Source organism: Nocardia sp. SYP-A9097 (genome assembly GCF_009649815.1).
Taxonomy (GTDB): Bacteria; Actinomycetota; Actinomycetes; order Mycobacteriales; family Mycobacteriaceae; genus Nocardia.
In genome coordinates this window covers 79,369-93,150 of record NZ_WJIC01000021.1, presented here as the reverse complement: position 1 = coordinate 93,150, position 13,782 = coordinate 79,369, and the positions used below count along the sequence as shown (strand labels likewise).

The 13,782-nt window shown below is 65.4% G+C and carries 15 protein-coding genes; 6 read left to right on the top strand and 9 right to left on the bottom strand.

The features are described 5' to 3' along the window. Positions 1–7 precede the first annotated feature (7 nt). The 4 genes from GFY24_RS30615 to GFY24_RS30600 all read right to left on the bottom strand — a co-directional run bounded on the left by GFY24_RS30615 (position 8) and on the right by GFY24_RS30600 (position 4,188). Positions 8–850 (bottom strand): enoyl-CoA hydratase/isomerase family protein, encoded by an 843-nt coding sequence (locus GFY24_RS30615; protein WP_153808588.1) that lies wholly within the window; start codon positions 848–850, stop codon positions 8–10. Positions 851–881: 31 nt separating this feature from the next. Beyond that, the gene (locus GFY24_RS30610; RefSeq protein ID WP_153808620.1) at positions 882–2,207 is read right to left on the bottom strand and encodes a TerD family protein; all 1,326 of its coding nucleotides are present in this window, start codon (positions 2,205–2,207) and stop codon (positions 882–884) included. Between the two features lie 51 nt (positions 2,208–2,258). Further along, positions 2,259–3,641, bottom strand: coding sequence for a DoxX family protein (locus GFY24_RS30605; RefSeq protein ID WP_228566791.1), 1,383 nt, complete (start codon positions 3,639–3,641; stop codon positions 2,259–2,261). Positions 3,642–3,729: 88 nt separating this feature from the next. After that, positions 3,730–4,188 (bottom strand): MarR family winged helix-turn-helix transcriptional regulator, encoded by a 459-nt coding sequence (locus tag GFY24_RS30600; protein WP_309231527.1) that lies wholly within the window; start codon positions 4,186–4,188, stop codon positions 3,730–3,732. A gap of 145 nt (positions 4,189–4,333) precedes the next feature. On the opposite strand from GFY24_RS30600, the gene GFY24_RS30595 reads away from it, so the two are divergent. The 3 genes from GFY24_RS30595 (at position 4,334) to GFY24_RS43470 (ending at position 7,221) form a co-directional block, all read left to right on the top strand. Continuing rightward, positions 4,334–5,743: an MFS transporter gene (locus GFY24_RS30595; protein ID WP_153808587.1), complete on the top strand. Its 1,410-nt coding sequence runs from the start codon at positions 4,334–4,336 to the stop codon at positions 5,741–5,743. A gap of 113 nt (positions 5,744–5,856) precedes the next feature. Then, entirely contained in the window at positions 5,857–6,243 is a 387-nt protein-coding gene (locus GFY24_RS43125; protein ID WP_153808586.1) for a hypothetical protein, read from the top strand. 162 nt (positions 6,244–6,405) lie between these two features. Then, positions 6,406–7,221: a hypothetical protein gene (locus tag GFY24_RS43470; RefSeq protein WP_153808585.1), complete on the top strand. Its 816-nt coding sequence runs from the start codon at positions 6,406–6,408 to the stop codon at positions 7,219–7,221. Here GFY24_RS43470 and GFY24_RS30580 read toward each other — a convergent pair. After that, positions 7,210–7,521, bottom strand: a complete 312-nt coding sequence (locus GFY24_RS30580) for a hypothetical protein (RefSeq protein WP_153808584.1) — start codon at positions 7,519–7,521, stop codon at positions 7,210–7,212. The genes GFY24_RS43470 and GFY24_RS30580 overlap by 12 nt on opposite strands. Before the next feature lie 487 nt (positions 7,522–8,008). Between GFY24_RS30580 and GFY24_RS30575 the strand changes: the two genes are divergently transcribed. Continuing rightward, positions 8,009–8,326, top strand: a complete 318-nt coding sequence (locus GFY24_RS30575) for a hypothetical protein (RefSeq protein WP_153808583.1) — start codon at positions 8,009–8,011, stop codon at positions 8,324–8,326. 99 nt (positions 8,327–8,425) lie between these two features. Here GFY24_RS30575 and GFY24_RS30570 read toward each other — a convergent pair whose 3' ends face one another. The 3 genes from GFY24_RS30570 to GFY24_RS30560 all read right to left on the bottom strand — a co-directional run bounded on the left by GFY24_RS30570 (position 8,426) and on the right by GFY24_RS30560 (position 10,687). Continuing rightward, complete coding sequence (locus GFY24_RS30570) at positions 8,426–9,172, bottom strand: hypothetical protein (RefSeq protein WP_153808582.1); 747 nt, start codon at positions 9,170–9,172, stop codon at positions 8,426–8,428. Between the two features lie 17 nt (positions 9,173–9,189). Beyond that, positions 9,190–9,903: a hypothetical protein gene (locus GFY24_RS30565; RefSeq protein WP_153808581.1), complete on the bottom strand. Its 714-nt coding sequence runs from the start codon at positions 9,901–9,903 to the stop codon at positions 9,190–9,192. Positions 9,904–10,069: 166 nt separating this feature from the next. Continuing rightward, positions 10,070–10,687, bottom strand: a complete 618-nt coding sequence (locus GFY24_RS30560; RefSeq protein ID WP_153808580.1) for a TetR/AcrR family transcriptional regulator — start codon at positions 10,685–10,687, stop codon at positions 10,070–10,072. A 119-nt stretch (positions 10,688–10,806) separates the two neighbouring features. Between GFY24_RS30560 and GFY24_RS30555 the strand changes: the two genes are divergently transcribed. Together GFY24_RS30555 and GFY24_RS41290 are read left to right on the top strand one after the other, a co-directional pair. Further along, positions 10,807–12,111, top strand: a complete 1,305-nt coding sequence (locus GFY24_RS30555; protein WP_153808579.1) for a family 1 glycosylhydrolase — start codon at positions 10,807–10,809, stop codon at positions 12,109–12,111. Positions 12,112–12,194: 83 nt separating this feature from the next. Continuing rightward, positions 12,195–12,566 (top strand): lipase family protein, encoded by a 372-nt coding sequence (locus tag GFY24_RS41290; RefSeq protein WP_309231539.1) that lies wholly within the window; start codon positions 12,195–12,197, stop codon positions 12,564–12,566. Positions 12,567–12,590: 24 nt separating this feature from the next. Here the strand turns inward: GFY24_RS41290 and GFY24_RS30545 are convergent, their stop codons facing one another. Beyond that, positions 12,591–13,763 carry a glycoside hydrolase family 1 protein gene (locus GFY24_RS30545; RefSeq protein WP_153808577.1) on the bottom strand — a complete coding sequence of 391 codons (1,173 nt, stop codon included), beginning with the start codon at positions 13,761–13,763 and terminating at the stop codon, positions 12,591–12,593. Between the last annotated feature and the right edge of the window lie 19 nt (positions 13,764–13,782).

Genomic DNA, 13,782 nt, shown 5'->3' with positions numbered 1-13,782 from the left:
ACGGTTTTCAGGACGAGGTGCCGCCGGTTCGAAACGCGGCGAAGGAGCCGGCCAGATCGCCGGTGGCGGTGCACATGACCTGGGTGCGGTTCTCCAAGTCGAGAGCGTGCCGCAGGCTGGGGGCATCGACGTTCTGCCAGAGGGTTTCCTTGGTCATCCACACCGCGAGCGGTGCGTGACAGGCGATTTCGCGGGCCTTGGCGACGGCGTGTTCGAGCAGTTCCCCGGCCTCGGCGACCTCCAGCACCAAACCGATCGACTTGGCTTCGGTGGCGTCGAAAACCCGTCCGGTCAGCAGGAGTTCGGCCGCGCGCGAGGCTCCGACCAGTCGCGGGAGGTGATAGCTGGTGCCCATATCGCAGTTCGAGACGCCGTGCCGGATGAAGACCGCGCCGAAGCTCGCATTCGGTGCGGCATAACGAATATCGCAGGCCAGTGCGAGCGCGAAGCCGCCGCCGACCGCCGCGCCATTGACCGCGGCGATGACCGGCTGGCGCAGGCGGTGGATCTTCTCGAATGCCGAGGCCATCAACTCCTGGCCGGCCATTGTCGCCGCCAGCGGCGAATCGGCCCGGCCTCGCAGCGCGGCATAGGGTGTGGCGTCGAGATCGGTGAAATCCTCCGGCACGGCTTTGATATCGGCTCCGGCGCAGAACAGCGGACCGGAACCGGTGAGTACGACGGCCCGGACCGCGGGGTCACCATTGATCGAATCCAGTATCCGGTGCAGGTCGGCGAGGGTCTGCGAATCCAAGGAATTGCCGCGGTGCGGGCGGTTGATCCGCAGCACCAGGACCGCACCCTCGTCCAGGGGTTCGAGGGTGATGGCATTCGGGGTCGATCCGTTCAAAACCGTTTCCTGTCCGGCGATTCCGCGAGGTTCAGTCCTTGCCGCGGCCCGCTCTGATATCGAAATTCCAGTTGTACAGTCGGACGATTTCGGCGATGCCCGCGCCGGGTTGACCGGCGGGTGGGCGGATGAAGGTGCATTCACGGCGGACCACCAGCTCGCCATTGATGTTCTCGATGACGGCCAGCACCGCATCTCGGGAGTCGTTGGTGCAGCCGTCCAGGGTCATTTCGATCGGGGGGCTGTTGAGCGGGTACAGCGTGGCGGTGGCGTGCACGCCGCGAAAGTCCCGCGCGCCCTCGTAGATCGAGGTGAAGACCAGGATGCGGCGGAAGAATCGGGTGAAATCTAGGTTGATATCGATGTTTTCGCCGGTGGCGCTGGAGCCGGTGCGGTCGTCTTGATCGAGCCGGATGAAAGGTGGGTTGTTCAGGTCGCCGAATCTGCGATCCAGGGCGCGGACGGAACCTATTGCGCCATTGACCAATTCGTAGAAGCAGCAGAGGTCGAGGTCCAGATCGTTGCGTTTGCGGCCGAAGAGACCGGTGCCGCGGCTGGTACCCCAATTAAGGTTGAAGCGCATGGTGCCGCCGGTGACGCCGGATTTGGTCAGCGAAACGGTCGGCGCTTCCTTGGTCAGCGAGATCTTGGTCAGGCTGACCGGGGGCGGCGCATACTGCTGCGGCGGCGGGGCGTATTGCTGGGGCGGCGGTGGTGGGGCGAACTGCTGCTGCTGCGGGGGCGGCGGGGCGTACTGCTGGGGCGCGGGAGGCGGCGTAAACGGTTGCTGCGGCGGCGCATACGGCTGCTGCGGCGGTGCGTACTGCTGGGTGGGGGCGGGCGCGTCATCCACCGAAATGCCGAAATCGGTTGCCAGCCCGGCCAATCCCGAGTCGTATCCCTGCCCGACGGCGCGGAACTTCCAAGCCCCTTGCCGCCGATACAGTTCGCCGAGCACGAACGCGGTCTCCGAACCCGCGTCGGCGCTGTCGAATCGCGCCACCTCCGCGCCGGTGGCGGCATCGAGTACCCGCACGTACAACCCCTGGAACTGGCGGAACGTCCCACCGGAGGTGGAGGCCGCGAGCACGATCGTCTCGATCTGCGGCTCCACCCGCGCCAGATTCACCGACAGCGTGTCCAGGACGCTCGGCCCCTGCTGCTTACCCTCGTACCGAACCGCACCGGAGGGGTGCGCGGGCTGGTTGTAGAACACGAAATCACTCTCGGAGCGCACCTTTCCGCCGACCAGCAGCAGCGCCGACGCGTCCGCGTCCGGCACCCCCGGACCCGCTCGCCATCCCAGCTCGATCCGAACCATGCTCGCCGGCACCGGAACATTGGCGCCCTTCATCATCCCCACGACAGCCAACTATACGATTTGCCCGCCGCTCGCACAGCCGTCCGCTCAACGGTTGTAGGGCTGCTCCTGCACCCAGCTGAAACCGCGAGCCACCAAGGGGAACGAGTTCGGGTCGAGTTTGGTGAACCAGGCGTGGATGCGATGCCCGGCATAGTCGTTGGCATCGATGACGAGGCGACCGGGGCCGGGCCACCAGTAGGTGAGATGGACCCGGACGGGGGTCTCGGCGTAGGTGCCCAGCCCGATGCTGTTGTGCAAGTCGATGAAATGGCGTTTGGGATCGATGGTGCCGCCGTACATTTCGAAGGAGTCGTCCATGTGCTGGATGGTGAGAACCACCGGATCCTGGACATGGAACGGACGGTCGACAACTACTCTGCGCCAACGCAATTCGTCGGTGAGCAGAGGGTCACGGGCATAACCCTCCGAGGAGAACCCGTCCACCTGATAGATGCCGTACAGCTCCGGGGTGGGAGTCTCCCACTGTCGCCAATTCTGCGCGCCGGTCACCCCGAGCAGGATTACACCCACTATCAGCTGGGCCACCAAGGCTATTCGATTCGCGCGGGCGGAGCCGAACAGCGGCACCGGCCGGAACACAGGAACGGTGCGGCCGGAGAACAGTACCGCCAGCAGACGGCGGGCATGCGGTGCGAGCAGGAACAGGCTCAACAGCAGGAACTGCGATGACACCGACTTCAGGCGAATGTCGTAGGTCATATTCAGCACGAATACCTGGGTCATATCCACCGCGCACAACAGTGCACCCGCAGCGGTGGCACGCGGCACCAGCAGCAACACTCCCGCCAGCAATTCCGCTGCGCCGAGCATGATCTCGTACGGTTGCGAGACGCTGACCTGCGACCACAGCACACCCTCCGGACTGAAATTGCCGTACGGCTCCACCAGTCGATTCAGGACGAAGGGCATCTGCGTCGGAATCGCCTTGGCCATACCGAAATAGAACATTCCGATCGCCAGCACGAACCGCAGATACAGGTGTACCCAGGCGAATATCCGCGTGTATCGCAACCGTCGCCGATCCAGCACCGACCAGGCCGCCGTGGCCAGCGCCGCGGTCATTGCGAGCAGGAACAGTGCCGTCCACTGGAACGCACTGTCGCTGCCCACCTGGGTACTGGTCACGTGCAGGCCCAGCACGTGCGTGGCGGTCCATTCGATTGGTGTGCGCGCGAATCTCAGCACATTGAGCACCGAGGCCCAACCGGCGTCAATCCCCAAGCCCGCCAAGAGTATCGGCGTCATCCCGAGTACACCGGTCAGACCGAACAGCCCGAAGTAACAGACGCCGAATCGAAACCCGATGCGAGTCAGCGGATTCCACTGCTCCTCTCCGGACTCCGCCTCCTCGGGATCGACCGCCGGAGCCTCGACATCCACTACCTCGAGCACATCGACATCCGCCATCGGACCCTCCCCCACCTCGAGTGTGCCGTGACGATAGGCGCGAAAACTTAAGGTGGACCGGGGTGGTTCGCTTAAATCTCCGGGCGGGCTATTCGGCGCGGCGGGTGGTGCGTGGGGCCCTGGTGTCGACATTGCCGGTCAGGGTGGTGAGGAGGCCGGGTAGGGACGCGACGGTTCGGGCGGGCAATCCGGCCACGGTCTCGTCGGCCAGTTCGCACCAGAGCCGTTTGACCCGTTCGGCCAGGGCGGTGCCGCTGGCGGTGAGTTCGACAATGCTGGCGCGTTTGTCGGCAGGGGCCGGGATACGCCGAATGTGGCCCGCGGCTTCGAGTTTGCGGGTCATGAGGGTCACGCTGGGCGGCTCACAACCGAGTGCCTCACTGAGCTGCGCTTGGATGCGCGGGCCGGTGCGGGCGAGTTCGAGCAGTAGCGCCTCCTGGCCGGGGTGCAGGCCGAGTGGGGCGAGAAGTTCGGCGGCCCTGGCTCGATGCCGGATGGTCAGCATGCGAATGGCCTGGTTGAGGGCATCGGCTTGGTCGAAGTCCACGGCTGCTCCCTGACAGGCTGATGATTATGCGCATAACATTCAATCACAGGATTGCGGCAGGTCGCGCCGGCGGCTCATCTTGACACGATTTGGTTATGCGAATAATAGTTATGCACATAACCAGTTCGGACTTAGGGAGCCAGTCATGACCGCTACGAGCCGCCGATACGAAGGGGACACCGCGATACGGCAAGCCTCGAACACCGGCCCCGCCTGGCTGATCCTGACGCTGGTGTGCGCCTGCCAATTCATGATCATTCTGGACTCGTCCATCGTGAATGTCGCACTGCCCGCGATCGAACGGGACCTCGGGTTCACCGCGACCAGCCTGGCCTGGGTGGTCAACGGATACCTGCTCACCTTCGCCGGGTTCATGCTGCTGGGCGGGCGGGCCGCCGATCTGTTCGGACAGCGTCGCATGCTGATCGCGGGGCTCCTCGTGTTCTCCGCGGCCAGCCTGATCGGCGGACTCGCCACCGCCCCACAGCTATTGGTGGCGGCCCGGGTCGCGCAGGGTATGGGGGCTGCCATGCTGGCCCCCGCGACGCTGGCGGTGATCAACTCCCATTTCACCGAGTCGGGGGCACGGGCGCGGGCCTTCGGCGCCTGGTCGGCCTCCGGTGGCGTGGGTGGAATGGCCGGTGCGCTGGCGGGTGGCGCGATCACGACCGGGCTGTCCTGGCGCTGGGTCTTCCTGCTCAATGTGCCGATCGGCGCGGTGCTGATCGGCATCGCCGTACTGTCGCTGGCCGGGACGGGCATCGGCGCGCGTGAACCACTCGACCTCATCGGAGCACTCACCGGGACAACGGGATTGGCGGCACTCATCTACGGCATCATGCAGACCGCCGAACAGAACTGGACGGCGCTGCCGGTCATCGCGCCCATCGGAGCGGGCGTGCTGCTGCTGATCGCCTTCGTCGCCACCGAGGCCCGTAGCGCCCACCCGATGCTGCCACTTCGATTGCTCACCAGCCGGACCGTGGCCGTCGGCAACCTGATGCTGCTGCTCTTCGGCGGAATCACCATCGCGATGTGGTATTTCACCTCGCTGCTGCTGCAGAACACCCTGGGCTACAGCGCATTTCACGCCGGGCTCGGGCAGACGCCCGCCGCGGTGACCTTCCTGCTGATCGCCCGGGTCGCCGCCACCCTGCTGCCTCGAATCGGTGCGGGGTTATTGATTGCGATCGGATGCGCCTGTCTCACAGCGGGATTCGCCTGGCTGGCACAGGCCGACAGCACCAGCGGCTACCTCACCGCCGTCCTCGGCCCCACCCTGCTGATCGCCGTCGGCATCGGCGCGACCTTCCCCACCCTCATGGCCACCACCACCGCCGACGCTCCCGCAGCCGACGCGGGCATCATCGGCGGCCTGGCGGGCACCGCCAACCAGGCAGGCGGTTCGATCGGCCTGGCCATCCTCACCACCGCCGCCACCGCGGCCCCGGCGCTCGGCTACGACCTCGTCTTCTACCTGGCGGCCGCGTTCGCGCTGACCATCGCGCTGACCTGTGCGTTCCTACCCGGCGATGTCAGACGATTCTCGCATTGAGCAGCCCGGCAGCTACCCGGATGACGAGCAGATCGGCCAAATCCGACCACCCCGTCCGCGCACCCATTAGCCTCCGAAATGCAACTGTTTCACACACTTGAGGACACCCCTATATGCGCAAGTCACTCTGGGTCAGCGGGTTCGCTCTCGCCGCCACCGCCGTACTGAGCACCACCGGAACCGCCGGCGCGGCCGGCACCAGCATGGGCACCGACTCCATCTTCACCATCGGCACCGACATCCAGGCGGGCACCTACACCACCACCACCGCCCTCTCGACCTGCGCCTGGGCCCGCCTCTCGGCCCTCACCCCCAGCGCCACCGCCGTCCTGCAAACCGGCGGCGCCACCAACGGATCAGCCACCGTCACAATCCAATCCACCGACGTAGCCTTCTTCACCACCGGCTGCGGCACCTGGACCCTCAAAACCTCCACCGGCTCCTCCAACCTCCCCGGCAGCCTCCTCCCCGGCCTCCTCACCGGTTCATCCGGCCACTGACACCAGAATGGCCGGTCATCGCGAAAATCCGCAATGACCGGCCATTTCTCTATGGACCCCAGCCCGGACGCCGGGCGTCTCAGCGCGTTCTCAGCGGGGTATCGGCACTATCGCTGCCGTAGATGATCTTCGAGAGATCCACCCCGAGAAGGGAATCACCGCATGGCCGTTACGGCAACCCGGAGTGATTACAAGCTTCCTCAGGTGACCGCTGGTTTCTGGGGACTGAAGATCGCGGCGACCACACTTGGGGAGACCGGGGGTGATCTGCTCGCGCAGACCTTGCATCTGGGGTATGCCGCGGCATCGGTGCTGTTCCTCGGCGTTTTCGCGGTCAGTCTGCTCGCGCAATTGCGGGCACGGCGATTCCGGCCCGCACTGTACTGGACTGTTATCGCGGCCACGAGTACCGCGGGTACGACCATCTCCGATCTGCTCAATCGCGGGCCGGGGGATGGGACCTCCACCGATGGCGGGCTCGGCTATGGGGGCGGGGCCGCGGTGCTGATCGCCGGGCTCGCAATCGTTTTCATGATCTGGAAGCTCAGCGGGCAAACCTACGATGTCTGCGCGATCACCAGCGTGCGCGGTGAAATCCTGTACTGGTCGGCGATTCTGCTGTCCAACACGCTGGGCACATCGGTCGGCGACTACCTCTCCGACAGTTCCGGGCTCGGGTACTGGGGCAGCGCCGCTTTGATCGCGACCGTCATGGCGGTCATTCTCGCGGCGCACTACGTCACGCGCATCTCCGGCGTGCTGCTGTTCTGGATGGCATTCGTACTCACCCGGCCGCTCGGCGCGACCGTCGGCGATCTGCTGTCCAAGTCACATGTCAAGGGCGGGTTGGGATTCGGGACCTGGGGCACCAGCATCGTGCTGCTGCTCATTCTGGTGGTCGGTGTCGGACTCCAGCACAATCGGCGTCGGACGGTCGCGGAGGCGGAACGCGTCCGCGACCTCGACTCAATAGGCTGAGATGACCTGCGCCGCAGCGCCTTCCGCAGCCCGGACCGCGAGTCCCAGTGGTGTGCGCTCGAAGTCGTCACCGGTATCAGGGGGCAAGACCGCGCGAACGATCTCGGCGGCGTCCGCCGCCGCCACCGGATCCTGCCCTACCAGGCGGATCGCGACCTGCCGGGCGATTCCGGCCAGATCCGCCGAAACCAGCTCCGCGGCTTCAGGACCCGCGCTGGCGCGTACCTGCGCCACGAGCGTGCTCTCGTAAAGATCGGTCAGCGCAATCGCGATCCGCTCGAACTCATTTCGACCATCCATGCCCCTCCCCCTTCCCGTCATTCATCCCAATCGGCCGCAGAGGTCATGCGGCGCGAAACCTGTCAGAAGACGACATCATCTCCGATTCCCACGTCGAGATGTGAGACCGACACCCCGCGTATCAGCACATTCGGAGGGTGGAGTTCTACACGTAAAGGGCTGCGGCCTTGCGTAATACCTCGTCACAGCGCCAGAGACGGCCGAACGGGGCGAAACCACGGTGATCGGATTCATACTCGATTTCACGAACCCGATCGCGTCGTGCGATCGGCCCGGGTGCCGACGGGCCGAACGTCGCGGGGTACCACAAATCAATCACCGGCCCCTTATCAATGCGCGAGTTCTTTCGGCAGAGAATTCGACCAATTGATCCCGGGTCAAGCCATTCAAGGGCGTGGGAAAATGGTTGTCGCGGCGTCGACCGCGAAAGTAACGACTGCGATCCGTGTGCGATGTTTTCCAGACAACACCAATTCGGGAGGTCGGAATGCTATCTGCGAAGCGGCTTGCTGCCAGCGTCTTCGTTGCCATCGCGGCTTCGGCCGCTGTGCTCGCTGGTGGGGGCGTTGCCCAGGCTGACGTACCGGTGTGGCAGGCCAACTGTCACCTTTACAACATTTTCAACACCGGTGGGATGGCCAATTGTGAGCTGCCGACCTGGCATCAAGTGAAGCTCACCTGCATTGCGTGGCCCGTCCCATTCACCTATTGGAAATACGGCCCCGTGGAATTCGGGCAGAACCAGTCCTGGGCCAGTTGCGATTCACTGAACGCGCTGGTGGGGATCGAGGTTATCCAAGCGTAGGCCGGGCTCGGCCAATCGGCCGGAACGCGAGCGGTGGTCACTCACGATCCGGCCGACCGGCCGCCGAGCCGGCTGCCCGATCAGCCTGTCATCGACGGATTACTTCGCCGAACCGCTCGACGAACCATTCGACGATCCCGAGCCCAGAGCACCCTTCGGCAGCCGCAGGTTCGCGTCGGGGACACCGGTTCCATTGGGATCCAGAATGCCGTCCCGGTTGGCGTACACGCTTTCACCGGGCGCGGCCTGCAAGGTCGTGACGTACTTCCACAGGCCGTCCGCCATCGCGGCGCCACCGATGATCAGCGTGCCGAGCAGACCGCCGCCACCCGCGAACGCGCCGATGGCGGCGGGCGCGGTCGCCAGACAGGCCGGGCCGACCACCAGGCAGGAACCGAGCCCGATGACGACACCGACCAGCGCGCCGACCACAGCGCCGACGAGACCACCGACCATCGGGCCGGTACTCATATTGGTGGCCAGATCATTGACCGCGAGTTGGTCTTCCATCGGGGACGCCACCGAGTGAATCCCATTGTCGGGAGTCAGGATCAGCGTGCGACCGTCCCCGGTGATGCTGTGCTGAATGGTTCGGCGCTGCCCGTCGAGCAGGAAGGCCAGCGGTAGTTCGAGCAGCTGCCGGCCGTCCGTGGCGTGCACCGCCACCGCTTGACCGCCGGGTTCGAGGGCGAAGGTCGCGTGGTCGAGGGTTGTGACGACCGAATCAGCGACCACCGCGGCCCGGTATTGCACGACATCAGCGGGCTCGGCATCGGCCGCCGCCGCGGTGATCGTGACCGCGCACGCGCACATTGCCGCGGCGAAAGCTGTTCTGGGACTGTTCATTACGCCACTTCTCCGCTCTAGTTCGCCGGGGCGGCGGGGATCCCGGGGCGACCGGCGAGATTCGGGGCGTACTTGCTCTGCCCCGGGGCCGACTGCAGGGTCGTCACGTACTGGTAGAGCGCATACGCGGTGGTCGGCCCGCCGCCCAGAACCAGTCCGGCGAGACCACCGACGCCACCGACCAGGGTGACGATCGGCAGCACCGCGACAACGCAACCGAGGCTGAGCACGACACACGAGGCCCCGGCCATGGCGAGTCCGACTCCGATACCGAAGGTGGCGCCGATGGCGGTGCCGATCAGGCTGCCGATCGAGGTGCCGATACTGACCGCGTTGATGAGGTCGTTCATGGCCAGCTGGTCTTCCAGTGGCGAGGCCACCGGCTGCAACACGGTGCGATCGACGGCCTCGGCCCGGGGAGTGAGTCGCAGGGTGTGGCCGTCCGCGGAGATCTGCTGATCGATCGGCATGCGCTGACCGTCCACGACGAAGGACAGCGGCAGCGAGTCCAGCACCTGTCCGGCGGCATTGCGGATGGTGACCGTGGCCGGGTCCGCGGCCGGAGCGAAGGTGCCGTTGTCGAGGGTGGTGATCACCGTTCCGTCGGTGAGCGTGGCGTGATAGCCGACGGGCGGTGGCGCGGTCTCCGGGGTGGCCCCCGCGGTGGTGGCGCTGACGATGACACCCGTGGCGGCGATGGCCGCCGTGAGGGTGGCTCGACGAATATTCATGTGCTTCCTCAGCTTCGCGATGCGCCGGCGCCTCATTGGCACCGGCGAGCCGTTCACAACGGGGCCCGGCGTTGTGTCAGGCGTCACGAACATACCGTTCGATCGGTCAGTCAGCTAGGAAATGGGCGAATCTCGTTCGAAGAACGAGGTTTTCGCTGATCAGACGTCAGTTGGCAGCGGACACCGATCGGCGCAACTCGGCCACAAATCGTTCGAACGATCCGACCATGTCGACCTCGGGGTCGAGCAGCCACTGATTCTCCAGCCCCTCCGACATGGCGATGAGCCACTCGGTCACGCCGCGAATGTCGGCATCGGCGCGCACCGTGCCGGCGTCGATGCTGCGGCGCAGCGCGTCGCCGATCAGCGACTGCAGAAACCGCAACCGGCCCACGACCCACTCGTACGCGGGATGATCGGGACCCGATGCCTCGGCCGCGACCAAATGCGCGAGCCGAACCAGGTCCGGGCTACCGGCGTTGTTTCGCACCACCCGGACCAGGAATTCGAGCAGCTCCTCGAAGTCCATCGCGACGAAGTCTTCGAGGCCGGTGCCGGTGGTCACCAGATCCTGGATGTCGCGGGCGCCGAGAACCGCTTGCAGCAGTGCGGCTTTGGTGCCGAAGTGGTGCAGCAGACCCGATTGCGAGATGCCCGCCTCGGCGGCGATGCGGGCCAGCGAACCGCCCCGGTAGCCGTGCTGCCCGAAGTGCTGCAGCGCGATGCCGATGATCTTGGTGCGGGCCTGTTCGCCCGAGCGCTGCGCGGATTCGGTGGTTGCCATGAGGTTGAAGCCTAAGACAAATGTTCCGTCGACAAGCTGGCTGACCGATCGGTCTGTCAGCTATGGTCTTCGCCAGACCACCCGGAGCATCCCGGGAATTCGAATCACGAGGAGAACTCATGCGTCGACGGACCGCCCTGGTAGCCGCTGCCGCGGGACTCGCCCTGATGGCAATACCACCGGCCGTCGCGGCCCCGGACCCGGCAATCGCCCGCCGAGTCGCGGCCCTGCCCGGCGACTTCCTGTGGGGCGTATCGTCCTCGGGCTTCCAGAACGAAGGCGACTCCCCCGACAGCAACTGGATGCGGCTGGCCGCGACCGGACAGACCCCCGACCAGGTCGGCACCTCGGTCGACTTCCTGCACCGCTATCCCGAGGACATCCGGAACGCGAAAGCGCTCGGCGCGGGCGTGTTTCGCATCAGCGTCGAATGGGCTCGCTTGGAACCCCAACCGGGACAGTACGATCCGGCCGCCTGGCAGTTCTATGACAATGTGCTCGCCGCCATTCACGCCGCGGGTATGCGGCCGATGATCACCATCGATCACTGGGTGTACCCGGGCTGGGCCTTCGATCGCGGTGGCTGGAACAACGCCGAGATGTCCGCGGCCTGGATCGCGAACGCGCGCAAGGTGGTTGACCGCTATGCCGGGCTGAACCCGCTCTGGATCACCTTCAATGAACCGTCGGCGTACGTGTTTCAGGAAGTCCGGACCGGTGGGGTCGGGGCCGCGAATGTTCCCGCGGCCCTGGACCAGTGGGTGCGATTGCATCGCGATATCTACGACTACATCCACGCCGCACAACCCGGCGCGCAGGTGTCGTCGAATATCGCGTACTTCCCCGCCGCGGAAGCGGCCGTGGACACCACCTTCTTCGACCGTGTGGTCGACAAGCTCGACTTCATCGGCCTGGATTACTACTACTCGATGTCACCGACTGATCTGAGCTACAGCAACACCTTCTCCGAACCGTGGAAGTCCAGCATCGCCGCGGACGGGATCTATTACGCACTTCGCCACTACGCCAAGGCATTTCCGGGTATGCCGCTGTATGTCGTGGAGAACGGCATGCCGACCGAGAACGGGGCGCTACGACCCGACGGCTACGACCGCGCGGATCATCTCAGGGACATCGTCTACTGGGTGCAGCGCGCGGTGGACGACGGCGCGAAGGTGATCGGCTACAACTACTGGAGCATTACCGATAACTACGAATGGGGAACGTACACTTCACGATTCGGGCTCTACACCGTGGACGTGAAGAACGATCCGGCGCTCACTCGCCGCCCGACGACCGCCGTCGACGCCTATCGCACCCTCATCGCCGATGGCGGAGTTCGCGCGGACTACAACCCTTCTCGTCCCGCCGTCACCTGTTCGGTGGTGGACGGGCTCGACAGCTGCCTCGATCCCGCCGGATAAGGATTGCAGACGATTGCAGACACGGATCCGAACGCGTTTAAAGCGCGGTCCGTGACGATCGTGCGGGGCTCAATCCCGCGGGAATCGACTTCCTGCACACGACCGCCCGGCAATGCAACCTCAGCAACTACCTGTACGGGCTGCGGTGGTCACGCGAGTTCACCAACAATGGGCTCAGCATCATCGACACCCTCGGCAGCGAGTCCCCCGCCGACCCGGTCCTGGTGCTACAGAACGTCAATGACGACGTGGTGCCGTCCGCACTGACCGACCAAATGGTCGAGAACTGGCGGGCCGGCGGCACGCCGGTCGACTACCCGCATGCGATCGACACCGCGCCGCTGCTGCCCGAACTCGGCATCGTGGCGCACAGTCTGGGCGCCGCGAACGCCATCCCCGTCGGCGCGACCTGGCTGGCCGACCGATTCGACGGAAAACCGCTCCCGACCCGATGAGATATCGCCCGATCGCCGAAAAACCTACAGCCCGTTGTTCTTTGCCACCTCGCCGAGCCAGGCCAGGCTCGGCTTGGGTGTGCGGGCGAAGGTCGTTCGATCCACCGCGATGAGACCGAAGGCCGGGGCCCAGTGTCCCCATTCGAAATTGTCCAGTGCGCTCCAGTGCAGGTAGCCGCGCACGTCGATGCCGTCGGCGACCGCCGCTTCCAGATGTGTCAAAGCCGCTGTGGTGTAGGCGATTCGGCGTGCGTCATCGGCTGTCGCCATGCCGTTCTCGGTCACCAGCAGGGGCAGTCCGCCGCTGGTTTCCCAGGCCCGCCGCAGCGCGATGCCCAGCGCGTCGGGGCGATAGGCCCAACCGGTCAGCGTGTTGTCGGGGTGAGGCGGATGCGGAATCGGACCGTCCGGGCCGACGGGCTGGCTGGTGTAGGACTGGACGCCGAGGAAGTCATCGCCTTGTGCGCCTTCGGTATACCTGTCCTCCCAGGTGTAGTTGGCGCGGGCGAGGGCCTCCTCGTTGCCGGGTGTCAGCTCGAATGCCTGTTGCGCCACCGTCCAACCCACCTTCGCCGAGGTCTCGGCTCGCAGGATCTCAACCGCTCGACGATGCGCGAGCACCAGCAGGTCACCGATTTCGTCGTCCGGGACCAGCCGGACCTGCGCGATACCTGCCGCCGCTCCCCCGGTTTCGGCCGCCAGCTGGAAATACCGGTGCCCCAGGGCGGCGATATTGGGTTCATTGATGGTGCAGACCCACTCGACATCGCCGAGGATGGCGGTCACCCGCTGCACGTACCGGGAGAACCATTCGATCGCCTCCGGATGCTGCCAGCCACCGGCCCGGCTGAACCAGCGCGGGGACGTGAAATGATGAAGCGTCACAACAGGTTCGAGCTGGAACTGCCGCGCGGTGTCGATCATCCGCCGATAGTGTTCGAGCGCCGCCCGGGAGAAGTGGCCCTGCTCCGGTTCTATGCGCGCCCATTCGATGCTGAAGCGGTAGGCATTGAGGCCGGCGTCGGCGAGCAGTCCCATATCCTCGGGGTACCGGTGGTAGCTGTCGACGGCGTCGCCGCTGCGTTCAGGAACGATTCCCCGCTGTTCGTAGACCCACCAGTCGGCATTGACATTATTGCCTTCGGTCTGGTGCGCGGAAGTGGCCGCGCCCCAAAGGAAGTCGTCTCTCAGTGGCATTGATTTCCTCTTCGTTTCC

Excerpts from the sequence above, each read along its gene's own strand:
- GFY24_RS30610 (WP_153808620.1), bottom strand. The coding sequence starts at position 2,207 with ATGATGAAGGGCGCCAATGTTCCGGTGCCGGCGAGCATGGTTCGGATC.
- GFY24_RS30605 (WP_228566791.1), bottom strand. The coding sequence starts at position 3,641 with ATGGCGGATGTCGATGTGCTCGAGGTAGTGGATGTCGAGGCTCCGGCG.
- GFY24_RS30595 (WP_153808587.1), top strand. The coding sequence starts at position 4,334 with ATGACCGCTACGAGCCGCCGATACGAAGGGGACACCGCGATACGGCAA.
- GFY24_RS43125 (WP_153808586.1), top strand. The coding sequence starts at position 5,857 with ATGCGCAAGTCACTCTGGGTCAGCGGGTTCGCTCTCGCCGCCACCGCC.
- GFY24_RS43470 (WP_153808585.1), top strand. The coding sequence starts at position 6,406 with ATGGCCGTTACGGCAACCCGGAGTGATTACAAGCTTCCTCAGGTGACC.
- GFY24_RS30580 (WP_153808584.1), bottom strand. The coding sequence starts at position 7,521 with ATGGATGGTCGAAATGAGTTCGAGCGGATCGCGATTGCGCTGACCGAT.
- GFY24_RS30575 (WP_153808583.1), top strand. The coding sequence starts at position 8,009 with ATGCTATCTGCGAAGCGGCTTGCTGCCAGCGTCTTCGTTGCCATCGCG.
- GFY24_RS30570 (WP_153808582.1), bottom strand. The coding sequence starts at position 9,172 with ATGAACAGTCCCAGAACAGCTTTCGCCGCGGCAATGTGCGCGTGCGCG.
- GFY24_RS30565 (WP_153808581.1), bottom strand. The coding sequence starts at position 9,903 with ATGAATATTCGTCGAGCCACCCTCACGGCGGCCATCGCCGCCACGGGT.
- GFY24_RS30560 (WP_153808580.1), bottom strand. The coding sequence starts at position 10,687 with ATGGCAACCACCGAATCCGCGCAGCGCTCGGGCGAACAGGCCCGCACC.
- GFY24_RS30555 (WP_153808579.1), top strand. The coding sequence starts at position 10,807 with ATGCGTCGACGGACCGCCCTGGTAGCCGCTGCCGCGGGACTCGCCCTG.
- GFY24_RS30545 (WP_153808577.1), bottom strand. The coding sequence starts at position 13,763 with ATGCCACTGAGAGACGACTTCCTTTGGGGCGCGGCCACTTCCGCGCAC.